The organism is Kitasatospora sp. NPDC001159 (assembly GCF_053598235.1).
This window is the reverse complement of the sequence record NZ_JBSFJV010000130.1, coordinates 1-16,545: the sequence shown is the minus strand read 5'-3', so window position 1 is coordinate 16,545 and position 16,545 is coordinate 1. Positions and strand designations below refer to the sequence as shown.

16 protein-coding genes are annotated in these 16,545 nt (G+C 73.4%); 3 read left to right on the top strand and 13 right to left on the bottom strand.

The window, feature by feature from the left end; all coding sequences use genetic code 11:
• The 6 genes from ACWC9T_RS36910 to ACWC9T_RS36885 all read right to left on the bottom strand — a co-directional run.
• Positions 1-442: DUF5947 family protein (locus ACWC9T_RS36910; protein ID WP_449825417.1), on the bottom strand; the 442-nt coding region annotated here is incomplete at its 3' end.
• Positions 439-906, bottom strand: coding sequence for a thioredoxin (locus ACWC9T_RS36905; protein WP_449825416.1), 468 nt, complete (start codon positions 904-906; stop codon positions 439-441). The genes ACWC9T_RS36905 and ACWC9T_RS36910, both read right to left, overlap by 4 nt.
• Complete coding sequence (locus ACWC9T_RS36900) at positions 903-2,687, bottom strand: nickel-dependent hydrogenase large subunit (RefSeq protein WP_449825415.1); 1,785 nt, start codon at positions 2,685-2,687, stop codon at positions 903-905. The genes ACWC9T_RS36905 and ACWC9T_RS36900 overlap by 4 nt, the downstream gene beginning before the upstream one ends.
• Positions 2,688-2,775: 88 nt before the next feature.
• Complete coding sequence (locus tag ACWC9T_RS36895; RefSeq protein ID WP_449825414.1) at positions 2,776-3,822, bottom strand: NADH-quinone oxidoreductase subunit B family protein; 1,047 nt, start codon at positions 3,820-3,822, stop codon at positions 2,776-2,778.
• A gap of 133 nt (positions 3,823-3,955) precedes the next feature.
• Positions 3,956-5,647, bottom strand: a complete 1,692-nt coding sequence (locus ACWC9T_RS36890) for an enoyl-CoA hydratase-related protein (protein WP_449825413.1) — start codon at positions 5,645-5,647, stop codon at positions 3,956-3,958.
• 130 nt (positions 5,648-5,777) lie between these two features.
• On the bottom strand, positions 5,778-6,209 hold the full coding sequence (locus ACWC9T_RS36885) for a hypothetical protein (RefSeq protein WP_449825412.1): 432 nt from the start codon (positions 6,207-6,209) through the stop codon (positions 5,778-5,780).
• A gap of 372 nt (positions 6,210-6,581) precedes the next feature.
• Here ACWC9T_RS36885 and ACWC9T_RS36880 point away from each other — a divergent pair, with 372 nt between their 5' ends.
• Entirely contained in the window at positions 6,582-7,007 is a 426-nt protein-coding gene (locus ACWC9T_RS36880) for an SsgA family sporulation/cell division regulator (RefSeq protein WP_449825411.1), read from the top strand.
• Between the two features lie 73 nt (positions 7,008-7,080).
• Positions 7,081-7,455, top strand: a complete 375-nt coding sequence (locus tag ACWC9T_RS36875) for a cupin domain-containing protein (protein ID WP_449825410.1) — start codon at positions 7,081-7,083, stop codon at positions 7,453-7,455.
• A gap of 39 nt (positions 7,456-7,494) precedes the next feature.
• Here ACWC9T_RS36875 and ACWC9T_RS36870 read toward each other — a convergent pair whose 3' ends face one another.
• The 7 genes from ACWC9T_RS36870 to ACWC9T_RS36840 form a co-directional block, all read right to left on the bottom strand.
• On the bottom strand, positions 7,495-7,707 hold the full coding sequence (locus ACWC9T_RS36870) for a ferredoxin (protein WP_449825409.1): 213 nt from the start codon (positions 7,705-7,707) through the stop codon (positions 7,495-7,497).
• Positions 7,704-8,993 carry an NADH-ubiquinone oxidoreductase-F iron-sulfur binding region domain-containing protein gene (locus ACWC9T_RS36865; protein ID WP_449825408.1) on the bottom strand — a complete coding sequence of 430 codons (1,290 nt, stop codon included), beginning with the start codon at positions 8,991-8,993 and terminating at the stop codon, positions 7,704-7,706. Before ACWC9T_RS36865 ends, ACWC9T_RS36870 begins: the two co-directional genes overlap by 4 nt.
• Positions 8,990-9,682: a ferric reductase-like transmembrane domain-containing protein gene (locus ACWC9T_RS36860; RefSeq protein ID WP_449825407.1), complete on the bottom strand. Its 693-nt coding sequence runs from the start codon at positions 9,680-9,682 to the stop codon at positions 8,990-8,992. The genes ACWC9T_RS36865 and ACWC9T_RS36860 overlap by 4 nt, the downstream gene beginning before the upstream one ends.
• Positions 9,679-10,620, bottom strand: a complete 942-nt coding sequence (locus ACWC9T_RS36855; RefSeq protein ID WP_449825406.1) for an FAD:protein FMN transferase — start codon at positions 10,618-10,620, stop codon at positions 9,679-9,681. The genes ACWC9T_RS36860 and ACWC9T_RS36855 overlap by 4 nt, the downstream gene beginning before the upstream one ends.
• Positions 10,617-11,054, bottom strand: a complete 438-nt coding sequence (locus ACWC9T_RS36850; RefSeq protein WP_449825405.1) for a hypothetical protein — start codon at positions 11,052-11,054, stop codon at positions 10,617-10,619. The genes ACWC9T_RS36855 and ACWC9T_RS36850 overlap by 4 nt, the downstream gene beginning before the upstream one ends.
• Positions 11,055-11,154: 100 nt before the next feature.
• A complete protein-coding gene (locus ACWC9T_RS36845; RefSeq protein ID WP_449825404.1) occupies positions 11,155-12,510 on the bottom strand; it encodes a sensor histidine kinase in 1,356 nt (451 codons plus the stop codon).
• A complete protein-coding gene (locus ACWC9T_RS36840) occupies positions 12,507-13,196 on the bottom strand; it encodes a response regulator transcription factor (RefSeq protein WP_449825403.1) in 690 nt (229 codons plus the stop codon). Before ACWC9T_RS36840 ends, ACWC9T_RS36845 begins: the two co-directional genes overlap by 4 nt.
• Positions 13,197-13,409: 213 nt before the next feature.
• On the opposite strand from ACWC9T_RS36840, the gene ACWC9T_RS36835 reads away from it, so the two are divergent.
• Positions 13,410-15,740 (top strand): heavy metal translocating P-type ATPase, encoded by a 2,331-nt coding sequence (locus ACWC9T_RS36835; protein WP_449825402.1) that lies wholly within the window; start codon positions 13,410-13,412, stop codon positions 15,738-15,740.
• The last annotated feature ends 805 nt before the right edge of the window (positions 15,741-16,545 follow it).

The window sequence follows — 16,545 nt, the reverse complement described above, 5'->3', positions numbered from 1 at the left end:
CCGGTTCCAGGGCGGCGGCCAGCCGGCTGGTGCCGAGGGCGCGTTCCCAGGCCTGCTCGTCCACCTCGCTCTCGGTGGCGCCGGCCGGCCCGGGGTAGAAGGCGAGCAGACGGTCCAGGACGGCGTTGCGGAACAGGAACGCGGTGCCGACCGGGATCCCGAGCACGGACCAGGCCCGCTCGTCCAACTCGCCGTCCGGGTCGAGGAGGTAGCGGTCCGGCACGGTGCGGAAGCGGCCGCCGGCCGCGCCCGGCTGCTGGAACAGCAGGCCGCAGGCGGTGCAGGTGCAGGCCAGCGCGCGTTCGTCGACGTCCACCAGGTGGCGGTGGCCGACGGGCAGGTCCCGGCCGCAGAACCCGCACTGCTCGGGCCGCGGCGGCGCGGGCTCGCGCAGCCGGCGCAGCAGGGCGATCCCGTCGCGGGAGACCCTGCGGGTGTTCATCGGGCCTCCGCGGGCTGCGGCGGGCGGGTGCCGATCTGGAGCAGCTGGGGGGCGCGTTCCAGCTCCAGGGCCGTCACCTCGGGCGCGTGGCAGGCGAGTGCCGCCTCGACGTCCTGCTCCCCGCAGCCGCAGCCGGAGGCGGTCCGGCGCAGCCGCAGGGTACCGGTGTCCGGTTCGAAGCCGAGCACCTCGATCCGCTCGGGCAGGTTGGCGAGCGCCCGGTCGATCCGGGCGGTCACGTCGTCGGGGTGCAGGTCGTGCAGGAGCAGCAGCCCGGCCACCGCGGGGTCGTCGAGCATCCGCTCCAGGGCGGGCGGGGGTACGGCCGGGACGAGCCTGGCCAGGCCCTCGCCGTAGAACTCCATGAGGTCGCGGACGAGTTGCTCGCCCGCGCGTTCCGCGCCGCTGCCGGCCAGGGCGTCCAGGGCCTCCTGGATCCGCAGCCCGGTCTGTTCGGCCGTCATGCGGTGAGCCCGCTCAGGCCGGTGGGCACGTGCATGGTCTGCAGGGTGCGCCCGCCGACGTACATGTGCACGCCGCAGGGCAGGCAGGGGTCGAAGCTGCGCACCGCGCGCATGATGTCGATGCCCTTGAAGTTCTCCGGGGAGTTCTCCTCGAAGATCGGCGTGTTCTGCACCGCGTCCTCGTACGGGCCGGGCGTGCCGTAGCTGTCGCGGACGCTGGCGTTCCACGGGGTGGGCGGGTACGGGTGGTAGTTGGCGATCTTGCCGTCGCGGATCACCATGTGGTGCGAGAGCACGCCGCGCACGGCCTCGGTGAAGCCGCAGCCGATCGACTCGTCCGGCACCTCGAAGCGCTCCCAGGTCTGGCTGCGCCCGGCACGGACCTCGTCGAGCGCCTTCTCGACGAAGTGCAGGGCGGCGGCGGCCGCGTAGGCCTGGAAGTAGGTGCGGGCCCGGTTGCGCTCGATGGCGTTGCTCCACTGCGGGATCTTCCACTCGAAGGTGACCTCGGGCTTGGTCATCGAGCGGGGCAGGTTGATCCGGACGCTGTGGCCGGTGGCCTTGACGTAGCCGATGTCGACCAGCCCGGACAGGGCGGTGGACCACAGCCGCGCGATCGGACCGCCGCCGGTGTCGAGGGCGAGGTGGTCCTTGCCGTCGAACCAGCGCGGGGACATCACCCAGCTGTACTTGTCGTCGAAGTTGCGCTTCTGCGGCTGCGGGATGGTGTGCTGGTTCCACGGGTGCCGGGGGTCGACCGGGTTGCCCAGCGGGTCGTGGGCGACGAAGAGCTCCTTGCCCTGCCAGTCCTCGTAGTAGGAGCTGCCGAGCAGGATCCGGATGCCGAGGTTGATCTGCGTCAGGTCGTTGGTGACGAGCTTGCCGTCGACGATGACACCGGGGGTGACGAACATCCTGCGACCCCAGTCCGTCATGTTGCGGTACGTGAAGTCGCAGTGGTCCGGGTCGTTGAGGCTGCCCCAGCAGCCGAGCAGCACCCGCCGCCGGCCGACCTCCTCGTAGCCGGGCAGGGCCTGGTAGAAGAAGTCGAAGAGGTCGTCGTGCAGCGGCACGACCTTCTTCATGAACTCGACGTAGCGCATCAGCCGGGTCAGGTAGTCGGTGAACAGCTGCACCGTCGCGACCGTGCCGACGCCGCCCGGGTAGAGCGTGGAGGGGTGCACGTGGCGACCCTCCATCAGGCAGAACATCTCCCGGGTGTAGCGGCTGACCTGGAGCGCCTCGCGGTAGAACTCGCCCTCGATCGGGTTGAGCGAGCGCATGATGTCGGCGATCGTCTTGTAGCCGTGGTCGCCGGCGTGCGGGGCCTCGGTGCGCTCGGCCAGCTCCAGGACGCCCGGGTTGGTCTCGCGGACCATCTTCTCGCAGTAGTCGACCCCGACCAGGTTCTCCTGGAAGATGTTGTGGTCGAACATGTACTCGGCGGCCTCGCCGAGGTTGATGATCCACTCGCCCAGGTGCGGGGGCTTCACGCCGTACGCCATGTTCTGCGTGTAAACCGAACAGGTGGCGTGATTGTCGCCGCAGATCCCGCAGATCCGACTGGTGATGAAGTGCGCGTCGCGCGGGTCCTTGCCGCGCATGAAAACGCTGTAGCCGCGGAAGACGGACGAGGTGCTGTAGCACTCCGCGACCTTCTTCTGCTTGAAGTCGATCTTCGTGTGGATGCCCAGGCTGCCCACGATCCGGGTGATCGGGTCCCAGGACATCTCCGTCAGGCCGCTGCCGTCGCCGGCCGCCCTGGTCGTCGGTGTTGCCATCGTGTCTGCGTGTCCTTGTCTACGGGGTCTACGAGCGGGGCGGAGGTCGACGGGGGCCGCACACCGGTCGGCGTGCGGCCCTCCCCTGTCACCAGGGCGGGCGGTAACCCGTGGTCAGGTGGCGGCCGGTACGGCGCCACTTCGGTTCCTTGTCGACGGTCTTCTGGGTGATCGCGCGCAGCCGCCGGATCAGCGATCCGTACGCGGTGCTGGCGCTGGTGGAGACCCGCGAGCCGGGCGGCGGGTCCATGAAGGGCATGAACTTGTCCGGGAAGCCCGGCATGGTGCAGGCGATGCAGATGCCGCCCACGTTCGGGCAGCCGCCGACGCCGTTGGTCCAGCCGCGCTTGGCGACGTTGCACTTGACGACCGGGCCCCAGCAGCCGAGCCGCACCAGGCACTCGGGCGTGCCGTAGTCGGTGGCGAACTGGCCCTGCTCGTAGTAGCCGCCGCGGTCGCAGCCCTCGTGCACGGTGGCACCGAACAGCCAGGCGGGCCGCAACTTGTCGTCGAGCGGGATCATCGGCGCGGAGCCGGCCAACTGGTACAGCAGGTAGGTGAGCGTCTCGGCGAAGTTGTCGGGCTGGATCGGGCAGCCCGGCACGCAGACGATCGGCAACCCGGCCTTGGACTTCCAGTCCCAGCCGAGGTAGTCCGGCACGCCCATCGCGCCGGTCGGGTTGCCGGCCATCGCGTGGATGCCGCCGTACGTGGCGCAGGTGCCGATCGCCACCACCGCGGTCGCCTTGGGGGCGAGCCGGTCCAGCCACTCACTGGTGGTGATGGGCTGGCCGGTGACGGGATCGTCGCCGAAGCCGCACCAGTAGCCCTCCTTCTTGATCTTCTCGTTGGGGATGGACCCTTCGACGACCAGGACGAACGGTTCGATCTCGCCGCGGTCGGCCTTGAAGAACCACTCGACGAAGTTGTCCGCGCCCTGGACCGGGCCGCACTCGAAGTCGATCAGCGGCCAGTGCACCGCGACCTTCGGCAGGCCGGGCAGCGCACCGGTGACGATCTCCTCGATGCTCGGCTGCATCGCGGCGGTCAGTGAGACGGAGTCGCCGTCGCAGCTGAGGCCGGCGTTGATCCAGAGAACGTGCACCACGTCGGTGTCGGTTGTTGCAGCACCCATGAGGATGCCTCCTCGGGGATGGGAGCCGGACGAAATGGCTCAAAGACAAGTCATAGCAACGGTTCGGATCGAACGCCGGTCCGGAAAGCCGAAGGGGTCGCCCACAGGACGCAAGCGGGGGCGGCCGTTCGGGTCACATCCGCGCGGCGGGCCCTGCGGGGGCTGGGCGCTTGCGCACGAAAGCGGACCGCAGCACGTGGTACGGCGATTCGGGGGTGAAGAACTGCCGGTGCATCACCGCGAGCTCCTCCTCCCGGTACTCCGCCAGCGGCTTGGCCCGCTCGTCTGCCTCGCGGGCGACCTTCTTCGCCACGATCCGGCGCTGCGCGGTGGGCGAGGCGGCGAGCAGCCCGGCCAGGCGGGCCGCGCTCGGCCCGAACTCCTGCGGCCCGCAGTCGAGCACCCGGTCGACCAGGCCGATCCGCTCGGCGGCCGCCGCGGACACCGGCAGCGCCTGACGGGTCAGCCGTTCGGCCTCCGCCGTACCCACCCGGCGCGGGAGGGTGTACGTCCAGTACTCCGAGCCGTACAGCCCCATCAGCCGGTAGTGCGGGTTGAGGACGGAGCCGCCGCGGCACCACACCTCGTCCGCGGCCAGGGCCAGCATCACCCCGCCGGCCGCCGCGTTCCCCGCGACGGCGGCGACCACCAGCCGGTCGGTGGTGGTGAGCACCTCGCCGACCAGGTCGTCCATCGCCGTGATGTTGGCCCAGGACTCGGCGGCCCGGTCCGGCGCGGCCTCGATGACGTTGAGGTGGATGCCGTTGGAGAAGAAGTCCCGGCCGCCGCCGAGCACCAACACCGAGGTCGGGCGGGCAAGGGCGGCGCGGTACGCCTCCAGCAGCCGCCGGCAGTGGTCGGTGGACATCGCCCCGCCCGGGAACGAGAAGCGCAGGAAGCCCACCGGGCCGTCCTCGCGGTAGCGGATGTCCGACCACGCGGGGCCGTCCTGCCAGCCCGGCATCATCGGCGCCGTCACCTCCGGGACCGGCGGCAGCAGGTCGCCGAGCGCCGCCACCGCCGGGAGCTTGAAGGTCGCGGGCCCGCCAGGTGTGCGGCCGCGGCGGAGTTCGGGGATCCACACTGCGCCGTCCGAGGTGGCCCGGCACACGGCGCCGGCACGGGTGGCCAGCAGCTCGCCCGGACGGCCGCGCAGCACCGGCTCGCGGTGCCCGCCGTGCAGGTACCACTCGCCGCCGCACAGCGCGTCGAGCACCCCGGGCTGGGAGTCCGCCGCGCGGAGCCTGCGCAGTACCGCCTCGGTGGAGTCGCCCACCCAGTCGATCCGGCGTTCCTCCTGCCGCAGGAACGGCCGGGTGCGCACCGTCTCCCGCCAGCCGGGGCCGTGCTGCGGCTGCGGCGCGTGGCTGCCCGCGGTGACCCGCTCCACGGCGAGCAGCGCGGCCGCCACGGCCGCGTCGGCGACCTCGTTGCGGTACAGGTCGCTCTTGCCGCACTCGGGGAGCCGGCAGTGCGCCCAGGCCCAGATCGGCCCCGCGTCCATCTCCGCCTCGGCCTGGAGCACCGTGACACCCCACTCGGCGAGGCCGTCCTGGATCGCCCGGTCGAGGGAGGACGGGCCGCGGTCGCCCGGCGGGCCGGGATGGACGATCAGGCAGGTCAGCTCCGACCAGACGTCCCGCGGGATCGCCGTGCGGAGCATCGGGGCGAGCACCAGGTCCGGCCGGAGGAGGCCCACCGCCGCCCTCAACTCATCTTCATCACCGGCTAGTTGGACGTCCACGGTGTGCCGCCGGTCGCGCAGTTCGGCGTACAGCCGCTGGCTGAGGCTGTTGAACGCGCTGGCGAGGAGCAGGATCCGCATGTCCGCCTCCGACGGTGTGGGCCTCCGGGAACCCGGCGATCATGACCCCCGGCCCACCGGGCCTCCGGCCCGTCCGGCCCGCCGCGCCGCCCGTTCACCCGGGCGGCGGGGCGACGGGGCGGTGGCCGGATCAGATCCGGCGCCGACGGCTGCCGAGCAGCAGCACGGTGAGGGCCGCGGTGGCGACCCCCTCGGCCCAGGCGGCGAGCGTCTTGTCGCCGAACCAGACCGGCTCGTGCATGTTCGGCAGCGGCCCGAGGGCGCCGACGTCCACGTAGCGGTAGAGCAGCAGCGCGCCGAGACCGGAGGCGGCGACCGCCCAGGCGAAGAGGTCGCCGGACCGGCGCCGCCAGAGGAGCACGAGGACCACCGCGAGGCTCGCGGCGGCGGCCTCGGCGCGGAACAGGGTGCCCTGGGTGATGGAGTCGCCGACGGCGTCGTACTGGTCGGCGAGCCGGGCGTGGACGACCGCGTCCACGGCGAGTCCGGCGGCGGCCAGCAGGCGCAGGACGAGGTGGGTGAGCCTTCGGCCGCGTCGGCCGGCGGATTCCGGGATGGCCACGGCGGGTCAGCCGACCGTGAGGGTGCCGTGCATGAACGGGTGGATGGTGCAGATGTACGGGTGGGGCCGGGAATTGGTCACGTGGGGGCTCCGTTCGGGAAGGGGTGCACTGACCCGAGCACGTAGTTGAGGATCGCGGCGGGCAGGGCCCCCACGGCCAGGCCAAAGCCCCCGAACAGCCGTCCGTTTCATCCCCACGGGTGATATCGAGGGCGAGGACTTGCCCCCGGCAGGGTCGGCCCGCTCGCCGCGTGCGAAGGGGTTGTGGAGATTCCGGCCCCCCGCGATGCCCGTCAGCGCACCGGGTAGGCGCCCCTCAGGTGCGCCGGTCCGCCCCGGGTCGGCCCGTAACGATCGCAGGAGGCCGATTCGATGCAGATGTCCACGGTCCGCCCGGTGCCCGTCACGTTCCCCGACAGCGCGCTGCCCGACGTCCCGGTCGACGCGGAACTCCGCTTCGACACCAGCCTCCCGTACGCGGCCTGCCTGGCGTTCCCGCTGACTCCGTGCCGGTGCACCGGCGACGGCGCCCAGGTGTGCTGGTACTTCAGCCGCGAACTGCTGAACGAAGGCCGCCACGAACCCGTCGGCAGCGGTGACGTGAAGGTCCGTCCGGGCCCGCACGGCGAGGTCCTCATCACCCTGCGGGGGCCCACCGGCACCGCGGCCGTGCTCAGCGCCCCGGGGGACGTCGTCACCGCGTTCCTCTCCGACTCCTTCGACCTGGTGCCCGCGGGATCGGAGTCCGACCACCTCGACGTCGAGGCCGCCGTCACCCGCCTCCTCGCCGACGACTGACCCGGACGCGCACGCCGTTCCGTAGAATCCACAGGCCGATCCCGCCGTACCCGCTCGCCCGCTGGAGGCCCTGTTGACGCCCGATCCCGGCCCCGGTGTACGCACCCGCCTGGAGTCCCTGCTCAGCGAAGCCCCGGCCGACCGGAGCGGGGCGCTGTGGCGACTCGCCGAGGAGGGGCGCCAGCTGGACGCCAACATCATCCGCCTGCCGCCGAACGCCGAGGTCGCCGAGCACGTGGAGCCGGACCTCGACGTCCTCGTCCAGGTCCTCGGCGGAAGCGGCCACCTGGACACGGACAGCGGCCGGCAGACCCTCACCCCGGGATGCACGGCCTGGCTGCCGCACGGCGCCCGGCGAGCCCTCTCCGCGGACGCGGAGGGCCTCCTCTACCTCACCGTCCACCGCCGCCGCCCCGGCCTCGCCATCCGCCCCGCTCCCGTTTCGTAGCGTGCCGGGTGCGGGCGCGGAGGCGCCCCGGGCCGTCGGTCACCGGCGGTCGGTGCGCAAGGCGAGGCGCGGGCAGGCCCGGACCGCGCGGCAGGCGTACGCACGCAGGCCGCGCGGTACGACGGCGCCGCGCTGGACGGGGTACCCCCATTCGTCGAGGGTGATGAGTTCGGGGAGCAGTTCGGCGCACTGGCCGTGGCCGGTGCAGGCGATCCGGTCGATGCGCAGGACCTCGCGGCCGTCGGCTGTCATGTCCACTCCTGGGTGTGGGTCGCGGGTGGGACGGGCAGGGTGGCCGGGCGGTGGCAGCGCCCGTGGGTCAGGTGGTGGTCGACGTCGCCGGTGAAGGTGGCGAGGGCGCTGGCGGCGAGGCGGGCGGCGCCGTCGGGGTGGCGGCAGGCGCCGCGTCCGGGCAGTAGGCCGATCCGGTGGCGGAGGCGGTCGAGGAGGTCGGGGGTGGCGTGGCCGTCGGCGAGGGCGGTGAAGTCGCCGGCGACGGCGGGCAGGCCGAAGAGGCAGGGGCCGCACTGCTGGGCTCCGTTCGCGGCCAGGTAGGCGAGGATGCGGGCGGTCTCGGCGAGGGGGCACGCGTCGTGTGGAAGGGCCGCGATGACGCCGGCTCCGGGCGTGGCGTGTGGGGTGAGGCCCTCGCGGCTGAACGGCAGGCCGAGGGCGTGGGGGAGGCTCAACCAGGTTCCGGCGAAGCCGCCGACCAGGATTGCCTGGAGCGGCTGGTCGGGGCCGTCGGCCTGCTGGAGGAGCGTTCCGACGAGGGTGCCGGGTTCGGTTTCGAGGACGCCGGGGCGGTGGACGGCTCCGGCCACGGTGACCAGGGTGGTGCCGGGTGAGGCGGTGGTGCCGGCCTGCCGGAACCAGTCGGCGCCGTGGCGGGCGATCAGGGCGAGGTGGGCGAGGGTTTCGAGGTTCTGGACGAGGGTGGGCCGTCCCCGGACTCCCTTCTCGTGGGTGCGGGGCGGGGAACTGGTGGGGCGGGCGGGGCCGCCGTTGAGCCAGTGAACCAGGGCGGTCGACTCGCTGGTGACGTAGCCGTGCGGCAGTGCCTCCAGCCGGACGACCACGGGGTCGACGCCGACATCTCGGCGTTCCTCGACCGCGGCGGCCAGGGCCGGCAGCTGGGCGGTGCGGCTGCGGGGCACGCACAGGTGGATGCGGTCGGCGCCGACGGCCTCGGCCGCCAGGACCGCGCCGTCCAGGACCAGGTGCGGGGCGGCGGCGAGGAGGGTCCGGTCCTTGCGGCTGAGCGGTTCGCTCTCCATGCCGTTGGCGACGACCACGGCCCGGCGGCGTCCCTCGGCGACAGCGCGGAGCTTGCGCCCGGTGGGGAACCCGGCTCCGCCTCGCCCGGTCAGCCCGGCCGCCTCGACGACTTCGATCAGCGCTCGCCCCGTCCGGGGTACGGGGCCGTGGTGTCGAAGGTGCTCCGTGAGACCAAGTGGCCTGCCAGTGGCGGACCAGCTGTCCAGCAGCCGCGTGGTGGTGCTCGGCTCGGTGAGCGCGCGGGCCGGTGCGGGGTTCATCGGATGCCTCCCGGGGCGGTGACGGAGAGGGCGGCAGCGCGGTGGGACCAGCCGGGTAGCAGCGGCCCGGTGGCCAGGAACGCGGTGGCCAGCAGCGGCACGGCCACGACCAGGAGACCAGCACTCAGACGCGCCGCGATGTGGCCGGGCCCGGCCCGGTAGAGCCGCCAGCCTGCGGCGGCAGCCACCGCGGCCAGGCAGGCTGCGTAGAGCCACAGTTGCAGCGGCAGACGGGTGTCGCTGCCGGTGCCGGCCGCGTGGAACAGGCCGACCGGCCAGGCCGCGTACGCCAGCCAGTGCACCGCCTTCCACCGCCCTTGGCCAATGCGCAGGCGCAGTGCGCTGGTGATCGCCACCGCGAGCAGGAGGTCGAAGGCGACGGTGCCCAGGCCCAGCCACAGCGGCCGGTAGGAGGCGCCGAACGGAACGACGGCGGTGGCCCAGGAGAGGTGGACGTAGGGATCGATGATCGCGGTGGCGACGTGCAGGGCGAGGAAGGCGAGGGTGAGGACGGCCAGGTTGCGGTGGAGCAGGCCGATTTCGAAGCGGCCGATCCGGCGCGGTCGGGCCTTGCCGCCGATCGCGATGCCGAGGGCGACGGTCGCGGTGAGCAGGAGGAGGCTGACGGTGCCGCCGGCGCGGCTGGCGTACCAGAGCGGGCTGGCGGCGAGGGCGGTCGCGGTGGTCATCTCGGGCCTCCTGCCCGGTCGTGGGGCCAGCCGCCGAGGCGGGTAACGGTGCCGTCCAGGCGGACCAGGCGGGCGGGCAGTCCGGTCCGTTCCAGCCAGGCGGTGGCGGCGTCGCCGAGCACGATCGCCGCGGTGGTGGCGGTGTTGGCGTCCACGCAGGTACCGGCGGCGACCGTGACAGTGCGCCAGTACGCTTCGGTGGACCGGCCGGTGGCGGGGTCGACGATGTGGTGGACCACCTGGCCGCCACGGCGCCACATGCGCACGCTCACGCCCGAGGTCGCCAGGGCACCGGAGGTGACGGCGACGACCGGGCCGGAGCAGGTGGCGGCGTGGTCGTCGGCCAGGCCGATGACCCAGCCCCCGTAAGGGGCTTGGCCTGCGATGGCGAGGTCGCCGCCGAGGTTGACCAGCACGCCGCTGCCGGTGGCGCCGGCGATCCGGCGGGCGGCGCGGTCGGCGGCCAGGGCCTTGGCGGTCGCGCCCAGGTCCAGGACGGTGCCGTACGGCACCAGCAGGCGCCGGGTGCCCGGGTCCCAGTCGACGGCCTGCCAGCCGGTGGCGGGCCGGGCCGTGGGCAGCGGCGTGGCGTCCTGAGGGCGCAGGGAGGTGAAGGTTCGGTCGTAGCCGAGGGCGATCACGGCGCGCCCCACGGTCGGGTCGACGGCCCCGCCGGTCAGTTCGGCGGCACGCAGCGCCGCCTCCAGCGCTTCGGCGAACAACTCGCTGACGGTCGTGGCGGTGCCGGCGGCGGCATTGATCCGGCTGAGTTCGGAGCCGGGACGGAAGCGACTGCACACGTGGTCGATGGCGGCGAGTTCGTCCATCAGGATCCGCTCGGCTTCGGTCAGCGTTCGCTGATCGGTGGTCAGCAGGGTGGCGGTGGTGCCGAGGGCGGGGAAGCTGGTGGCCGCGCCGAGGACGCGGTGGCCGTTCATGACGCACCGGTCCGGGTCTGCGGCATCTGGTGAGTGGGTGCCGGGGCTTGCGCCGGTGGGGAGAGGGTCGTGCAGGTGACCGTGGGCTGCGGCGTGGCGGCGCTCAGTGCCGGAGCGTCGAGTTCCTCATAGTTCTCGCGGCCCTGCTCCTCGTCGCCGCGCGGCGGTGTGTTGGCCGGGGCGGGAGCGGCGGGTTGCCGGATGCAGGTCACCTCGGCGGGCAGCGTGCTCGGTGCTGGTGCGGGTGCCGGCGCGGGCGCGGGCGCGGGCGCGCCGGTGACGCCGGGCGCGAGGCTGACGTAGGTGAGGCCGAGAGCGGCGGACCCGGCGGCGGCAGCCGCGACGGTCCAGCGGGTGGCGGTGGAGACCCGTCTCATCCCACGCTCGCGGCGCCCGGGCCCTTCGGGCTCAGGCTGGTTGTGGAGATCGGCCATGGCGGACGCTCCTCGTGGTCCGGCTCGGGTGTTTCCACTGACCACGATGCGTCGGGGCGCTTCTCGGACCTGCTCACAAGCTGTGCAGAACCGGTAAAGATCAAGGTGTTCGGCGGTCGTGCCACAAGGGCAGGTCGAGGACGACGGTCAGGCCGCCACCGGGCGTGTCCTCCAGGGCGATGGTGCCGCCGTTGACGGTGATGAGCCGGTGAACGATCGCCAGACCGAGCCCGCTGCCCCGGGCCTTGGGGTTGCCGAAGCGGTGGAAGGCGACCGCGCGTGCCTCGGGGGTCATGCCGGGGCCGTCGTCCACCACCCGTACCCGGACAACGCCGGGCACGGGGGCGCTGTCGATCGTCACCGTCCTGCCGTCCGGGACGGCATCCAGGGCGTTGGCCAGCAGGTTGTCCAGCACCTGCTCCAGGTCGCCTTTCCCCAGGGCGACCGGATGGCCGTCCTGGCAGCGGCTGACAAGGTGGATCCCGCGCTCCTGCGCGACCGGCTCCCAGGCCGCCACCCGGTCGGCCGCGACCTCGCCGACGCGCACCGGCACCGGTTTCGGTACGGTCTGCTCGGCCCGTGCCACCGCGAGCAGCCCGTCCACCAGGCGCGAGAGCCGGGCCACCTCCTCCTGGGCGGAAGCCAGCAACTCGGGTGCGCTCTCCGGTGTGGCGGTGGCCAGGAGGTCGAGCCGCAGCCGCAGGGCCGCCAGCGGGGTGCGCAGTTGGTGGGAGACGTCGGCGACGACGGCCTGGTGGCCGTGGATCAGCGCCTCGGTGCGGGCGGCCATGGTGTTGAACGTAGCGGCCAGTCGGCGGACCTCGGGCGGGCCGCTGTCCACTGCGGCACGTTCGCCGAGCCGACCCTCGCCGAGCTTGTGGGCGGCGACGTCCAGGGTGGTCAGCGGGCGGTTCACCCAGCGGGCGAACCGGACCGAGACAAGGGCGGAGGCCGTGATCCCGGCCACGGCGACCAGACCGGTCCAGGCCCAGGTGACCGCGATCCGGGTGTCCAGCGGGGCTGCGGAACGGGCCAGGACCACCGCACCGTCCGGCTGCCGGAACGTTCCGACGGGCTCCGCGGCCAGCAGCCGACCCTCCGTCTCGGGCGGTTCCGGCTCCCGTCCCCTGAGCGTCTCGGCCGCCAGCTCGCGGGCCTCGGGGGCCTGGGCCGCCTGGCACGGTGTCGCGGCCACCAGCCGGCCGTTCACGTCGTACACCGTCGCGCAGTCCCCCGCCTCCGCCACGTCGGAGAGATCGGCGTTCATGGCGTCCGCCGGTGCCCGGTCGGACAGGTATTCCTCGGCGGAGGCAGCGATGACCCGGGTGGCGGCCTGGGCCTCGTCCCGGAACGCCAGGTGTTCGCGCTGCGTGATCGACAACCCCAGGGGTACCGCCGCTGCGGCCACCAGAACGACCGTCAGTGCGAGCAGGGCCAGCACGATCCGGCGGGTCACGGCGTCTCCGCGACCTCACCGAGTCGGAAGCCCCGCCCGTAGGCCGTTTCGATCAGACCGGGCACGCCGAGCTTGCGCCGCAGCGCGGCGACGTGGACGTCCACCACCTTCGTCGGCCCGTACCAGTGCGCGTCCCAGGCGCTCTCCAGGATCTCCTGACGGGTCACCACCCGGCCCGGGTCGGTCGCGAGGCAGGCCAGGATGTCGAACTCCTTCGGCGTCAGGGGAACGTCCCGGCCGCAGACCGTCACCCGGCGGGTGCGGCGGTCGACCGTGAGCGGGCCGTGGCGCACCGGCTCCAGCTCCGACGGGCGGGTGCGGCGCAGCACCGCGCGAAGCCGGGCCATCAGCTCGGCCAGGCCGAAGGGCTTGACCAGGTAGTCGTCGGCGCCTTCGTCCAGGGCCAGGACCCGGTCGGCCTCCTCGCCGCGCGCGGTGACCACGATGATCGCCGTGTCCGACCGCTGCCGGATCCTCCGGCACACCTCGACGCCGTCCAGGTCTGGCAGGCCGAGGTCGAGCAGCAGCACATCGGGTACGGGCGCCGCCAGCGCGGCACGGCCGGTGTCGACGCTGTCGGCGGCGTAGCCGGCCTGCCGCAGGCCCCGTACGAGGGAGTCCGCGATCACCGGATCGTCCTCCACCACCAGCACCCGGAAGGCCCCGGTGTCCGTCGCCGTAGTCATTTCGTCCCGCTCCCTGGTCTGGCCAGCCGTTCGGCGGTCACCGCCATCGTGCCCACACCCGGGGAACGATCGCTTGGGCCGAACAGCCCCGGCTCCATCCACAGCTGTCCGGTACACGAGCAGGGCCCGCCCGGCCCAGCCGATCGGCCCGAAGGCCCCTGGCACCTGAACGAGCCCGTGGGGTTCGGTGGACTGGAGGATCGGAGGTCCGGCATGACCGAGCTGCACAACGACAAGCAGGCGGCGCAGCACACGGCCCACGGCCCGCATGCCTGGCTGGAACCGGCCCTGCTCGCCGTCACCGGCGCGGCGCTGGCCGCCGGCGGGATCGCCTGGCTCGCCGACGCCGGGACGCTCGCCGATACGTGCTGGGCCGCCGGAACCGCAGTGGCGATCATCCCCTCCGTCGCCTGGGTCATCAGCGCTCTGCGCCGCGGCCGGGCCGGAGTCGACCTGATCGCCGTCCTCGCCCTGGCCGGCACCCTCGCCACCGGCGAGTACCTGGCCGGAGCCCTGATCGCACTCATGCTCGCCACCGGCCGCTGGCTGGACGCCGCCGCCGAACGCCGCGCCTCCCACGACCTACGCCACCTGCTCGAACACGCCCCGCGCTCGGCCCGCCGCCGCACCGGCGACCAGGTCCGCACCGTCCCCCTCTCGGAGGTACGGGTCGGTGACCTCCTGGTGGTCGGGCCCGGCGAGGTCGTCCCCGTCGACGGCCGGATCGCGAGCGGCACCACCGTCCTGGACGAGTCCGTCCTGACCGGGGAGTCGGCACACATCGAGCGGGCAGCCGGAGAGACGGTCCGCAGCGGCGGCGTCAACGCGGGCAGCGCCTTCGACCTGCGCGCGACAGCCACCGAAGCCGACAGCACCTACGCGGAGATCGTCCGCCTCGCCCAGCAGGCCGGTGCCGAGAGCGCCCCGGTGATCCGGCTCGCCGACCGGTACGCCGCCTGGTTCCTGCCGCTCTCCCTGGCCGTGGCCGGCCTGGCCTGGCTGCTCAGCGGATCGGAGGTGCGGGCGGTGGCCGTGCTGGTCGTCGCCACCCCCTGCCCGCTGCTGCTCGCGGCACCGGTCGCGATCGTCTCCGGCCTGTCCCGCGCCGCCCGCCAAGGCGTCGTCATCCGCGACGGCGCAGCCCTGGAAACCCTCGGCCGCGCCCGCACCCTCGTCCTGGACAAGACCGGCACCCTCACCACCGGCCGCCCCCGTGTGATCGACATCGCCGCCGCCCCCGGCCACAGCGTGACCGAGGTCCTCACATTGGCCGCCTCCGTCGACCAGTACTCCCCGCACGTCCTCGCCCAGGCCATCACCGACGAAGCCCACGCCCGCGGCCTGGCCCTCCTGCCCGCACACGACATCGCCGAGGAGCCCGGCCGCGGCGCCACCGGCCACGTCGACGGCACGGTGGTGAGCGTCGGCAAACACGACGGTGCGCCCCTGTCCGCCTGGGCCCGCGCCGCCGACAACCGCGCCACCCTGGATGGCGCCGCCACCGCCTGGCTGTCCACCGACGACACGCCCACCGGGGCGATCCTGCTGCGCGACCCGCTCCGCCACGACGCACCCCGCACCCTGCGCCGCCTGCGCGAAGCCGGCATCACCCGCCTGCTCATGCTCACCGGCGACCGCACCGAGCCGGCCCGCGAGGTCGCCGCCGTCCTCGGCCTCGACGACGTCCACGCCCAGCAGACCCCCGCCGACAAGGTCGCCGCCGTTCGCGCCGAACGCGAGCGCGCCGTCACCGTCATGGTCGGCGACGGCGTCAACGACGCTCCCGCCCTCGCCGCCGCGGACGTCGGCGTCGCCATGGGCGCCCGCGGCTCCAGCGCCTCCTCCGAGGCCGCCGACATCGTGCTCACCACCGACCGCGTCGACCGCCTCGCCGACGCCGCAACCATCGCCGTTCGCGCACGGCGTATTGCCGTCCAGAGCGCCCTCGGCGGCATGCTGCTCTCCCTCGCCGCCATGGTCGCCGCCGCGTACGGCCTGCTCCCGCCCGCCGCCGGCGCCCTGCTCCAGGAAGCCATCGATGTCGCCGTCATCCTCAACGCCCTGCGCGCCCTACGCCTCGACCGCACCGCCCTGCCCACCATCGAACCGGCCACCGAACAGCTCATCCGGCACTTCGCCGCCGAACACGACGACCTGCGCGAGGTCATCGAAGCCGTCCGTGAAGCCGCCGACCGGCTCGCCGACACCACCGGCCCGCAGGCCCTGCACGCCGTCCGCCACGTCAACCGGCTCCTCACCGAACAGCTCCTGCCGCACGAACTGGCCGAGGAGCACCAGCTCTATCCTGCCCTCGCCCCCGTCCTCGGCGGGCCGGAGGCTACCGCCACCATGAGCCGCGCCCACACCGAGATCCACCGCCTCGCCCACCGGGTCGCCACCCACCTGCAACTCGCCGACACCAACCACGGCCACCTGCGCGACGAACAGCTCGACGACCTGCGGGCCTGCCTCTACGGCCTCCACAGCGTGCTGCGCCTGCACTTCGCCCAGGAGGAGGAGAACTACTTCTCCCTCGCACACTGACCGAACAGAGAAGTCGGGGGCGGTCGAGTCGACCACCTCCGACCTCTCCGACACCGCCCGGGCGGGCTCCGGCGGGGGCTCACCCGGAAACGGGGCGGTCACCGTCGGGTCAGCCCAGGCCCTTGCGGGCGGTCTGGAATGCCTGGGCGTGGCCGGCCCCGTCGGTGGCGTCGTGCCGGAAGAGGGTGGCCGCGGCGGTGTCGCCGGCGGCCTTCGGACCCCACCATCACCGTCACCAGCCTCGGCGACCAGGGGGTCGAGGCGGTGTTCGGTGTCATCTACCCGCCGCAGGTGGCCCGGTTCGGCGGGTAGGTACCAGCCCTCGGCGCTCGATGTCAGGTAGAGGCGGGCTTTGCCGATGTCCCGCAACTGCGGCGGGCCGCACCCGGAAGGGTGCGGCCCGTACAGTGGGTGACGGTTTTCGTGGCGCCGGGAAGTGGTCGGCGCCAGCCACCTTGCGGTCATGGAGGCCGGCGAGGCCCGCCCTCGATTCACCAGCTGCGCAGGCCAGGCTCGGGGCATGGGCCCCCCACCGGCTGGGATGTGGCCCGTGCGGATCAGGTGCGTGAGTGGCAACTCCGCGACCACCAGCAGGACGGTCTGGTGACGGGCGTGACAGCCGAGGTTGGTCGACCACAGCTCCGGGACTGCGACGGTGGCCAGCGCGGCGAAGCTGGCTCGTCAGCAGCCGTTCAAGGCTGAGGGCGATCACGTCCAGGTCGGGGTGCTTGCGCTGCTTGTACTCCAGCGGGTCGGTGTCGGCCATCAGGTGGCCGCGGACCCGGTAGGAGTGGATGAGCTCCAT

Coding starts and splice junctions, on each gene's coding strand:
- ACWC9T_RS36880 (WP_449825411.1), top strand. CDS start 6,582: ATGCAGATGTCCACGGTCCGCCCGGTGCCCGTCACGTTCCCCGACAGC.
- ACWC9T_RS36855 (WP_449825406.1), bottom strand. CDS start 10,620: ATGAACGGCCACCGCGTCCTCGGCGCGGCCACCAGCTTCCCCGCCCTC.
- ACWC9T_RS36840 (WP_449825403.1), bottom strand. CDS start 13,196: ATGACTACGGCGACGGACACCGGGGCCTTCCGGGTGCTGGTGGTGGAG.
- ACWC9T_RS36905 (WP_449825416.1), bottom strand. CDS start 906: ATGACGGCCGAACAGACCGGGCTGCGGATCCAGGAGGCCCTGGACGCC.
- ACWC9T_RS36850 (WP_449825405.1), bottom strand. CDS start 11,054: ATGGCCGATCTCCACAACCAGCCTGAGCCCGAAGGGCCCGGGCGCCGC.
- ACWC9T_RS36835 (WP_449825402.1), top strand. CDS start 13,410: ATGACCGAGCTGCACAACGACAAGCAGGCGGCGCAGCACACGGCCCAC.
- ACWC9T_RS36865 (WP_449825408.1), bottom strand. CDS start 8,993: ATGAACCCCGCACCGGCCCGCGCGCTCACCGAGCCGAGCACCACCACG.
- ACWC9T_RS36870 (WP_449825409.1), bottom strand. CDS start 7,707: ATGACAGCCGACGGCCGCGAGGTCCTGCGCATCGACCGGATCGCCTGC.
- ACWC9T_RS36900 (WP_449825415.1), bottom strand. CDS start 2,687: ATGGCAACACCGACGACCAGGGCGGCCGGCGACGGCAGCGGCCTGACG.
- ACWC9T_RS36895 (WP_449825414.1), bottom strand. CDS start 3,822: ATGGGTGCTGCAACAACCGACACCGACGTGGTGCACGTTCTCTGGATC.
- ACWC9T_RS36860 (WP_449825407.1), bottom strand. CDS start 9,682: ATGACCACCGCGACCGCCCTCGCCGCCAGCCCGCTCTGGTACGCCAGC.
- ACWC9T_RS36890 (WP_449825413.1), bottom strand. CDS start 5,647: ATGCGGATCCTGCTCCTCGCCAGCGCGTTCAACAGCCTCAGCCAGCGG.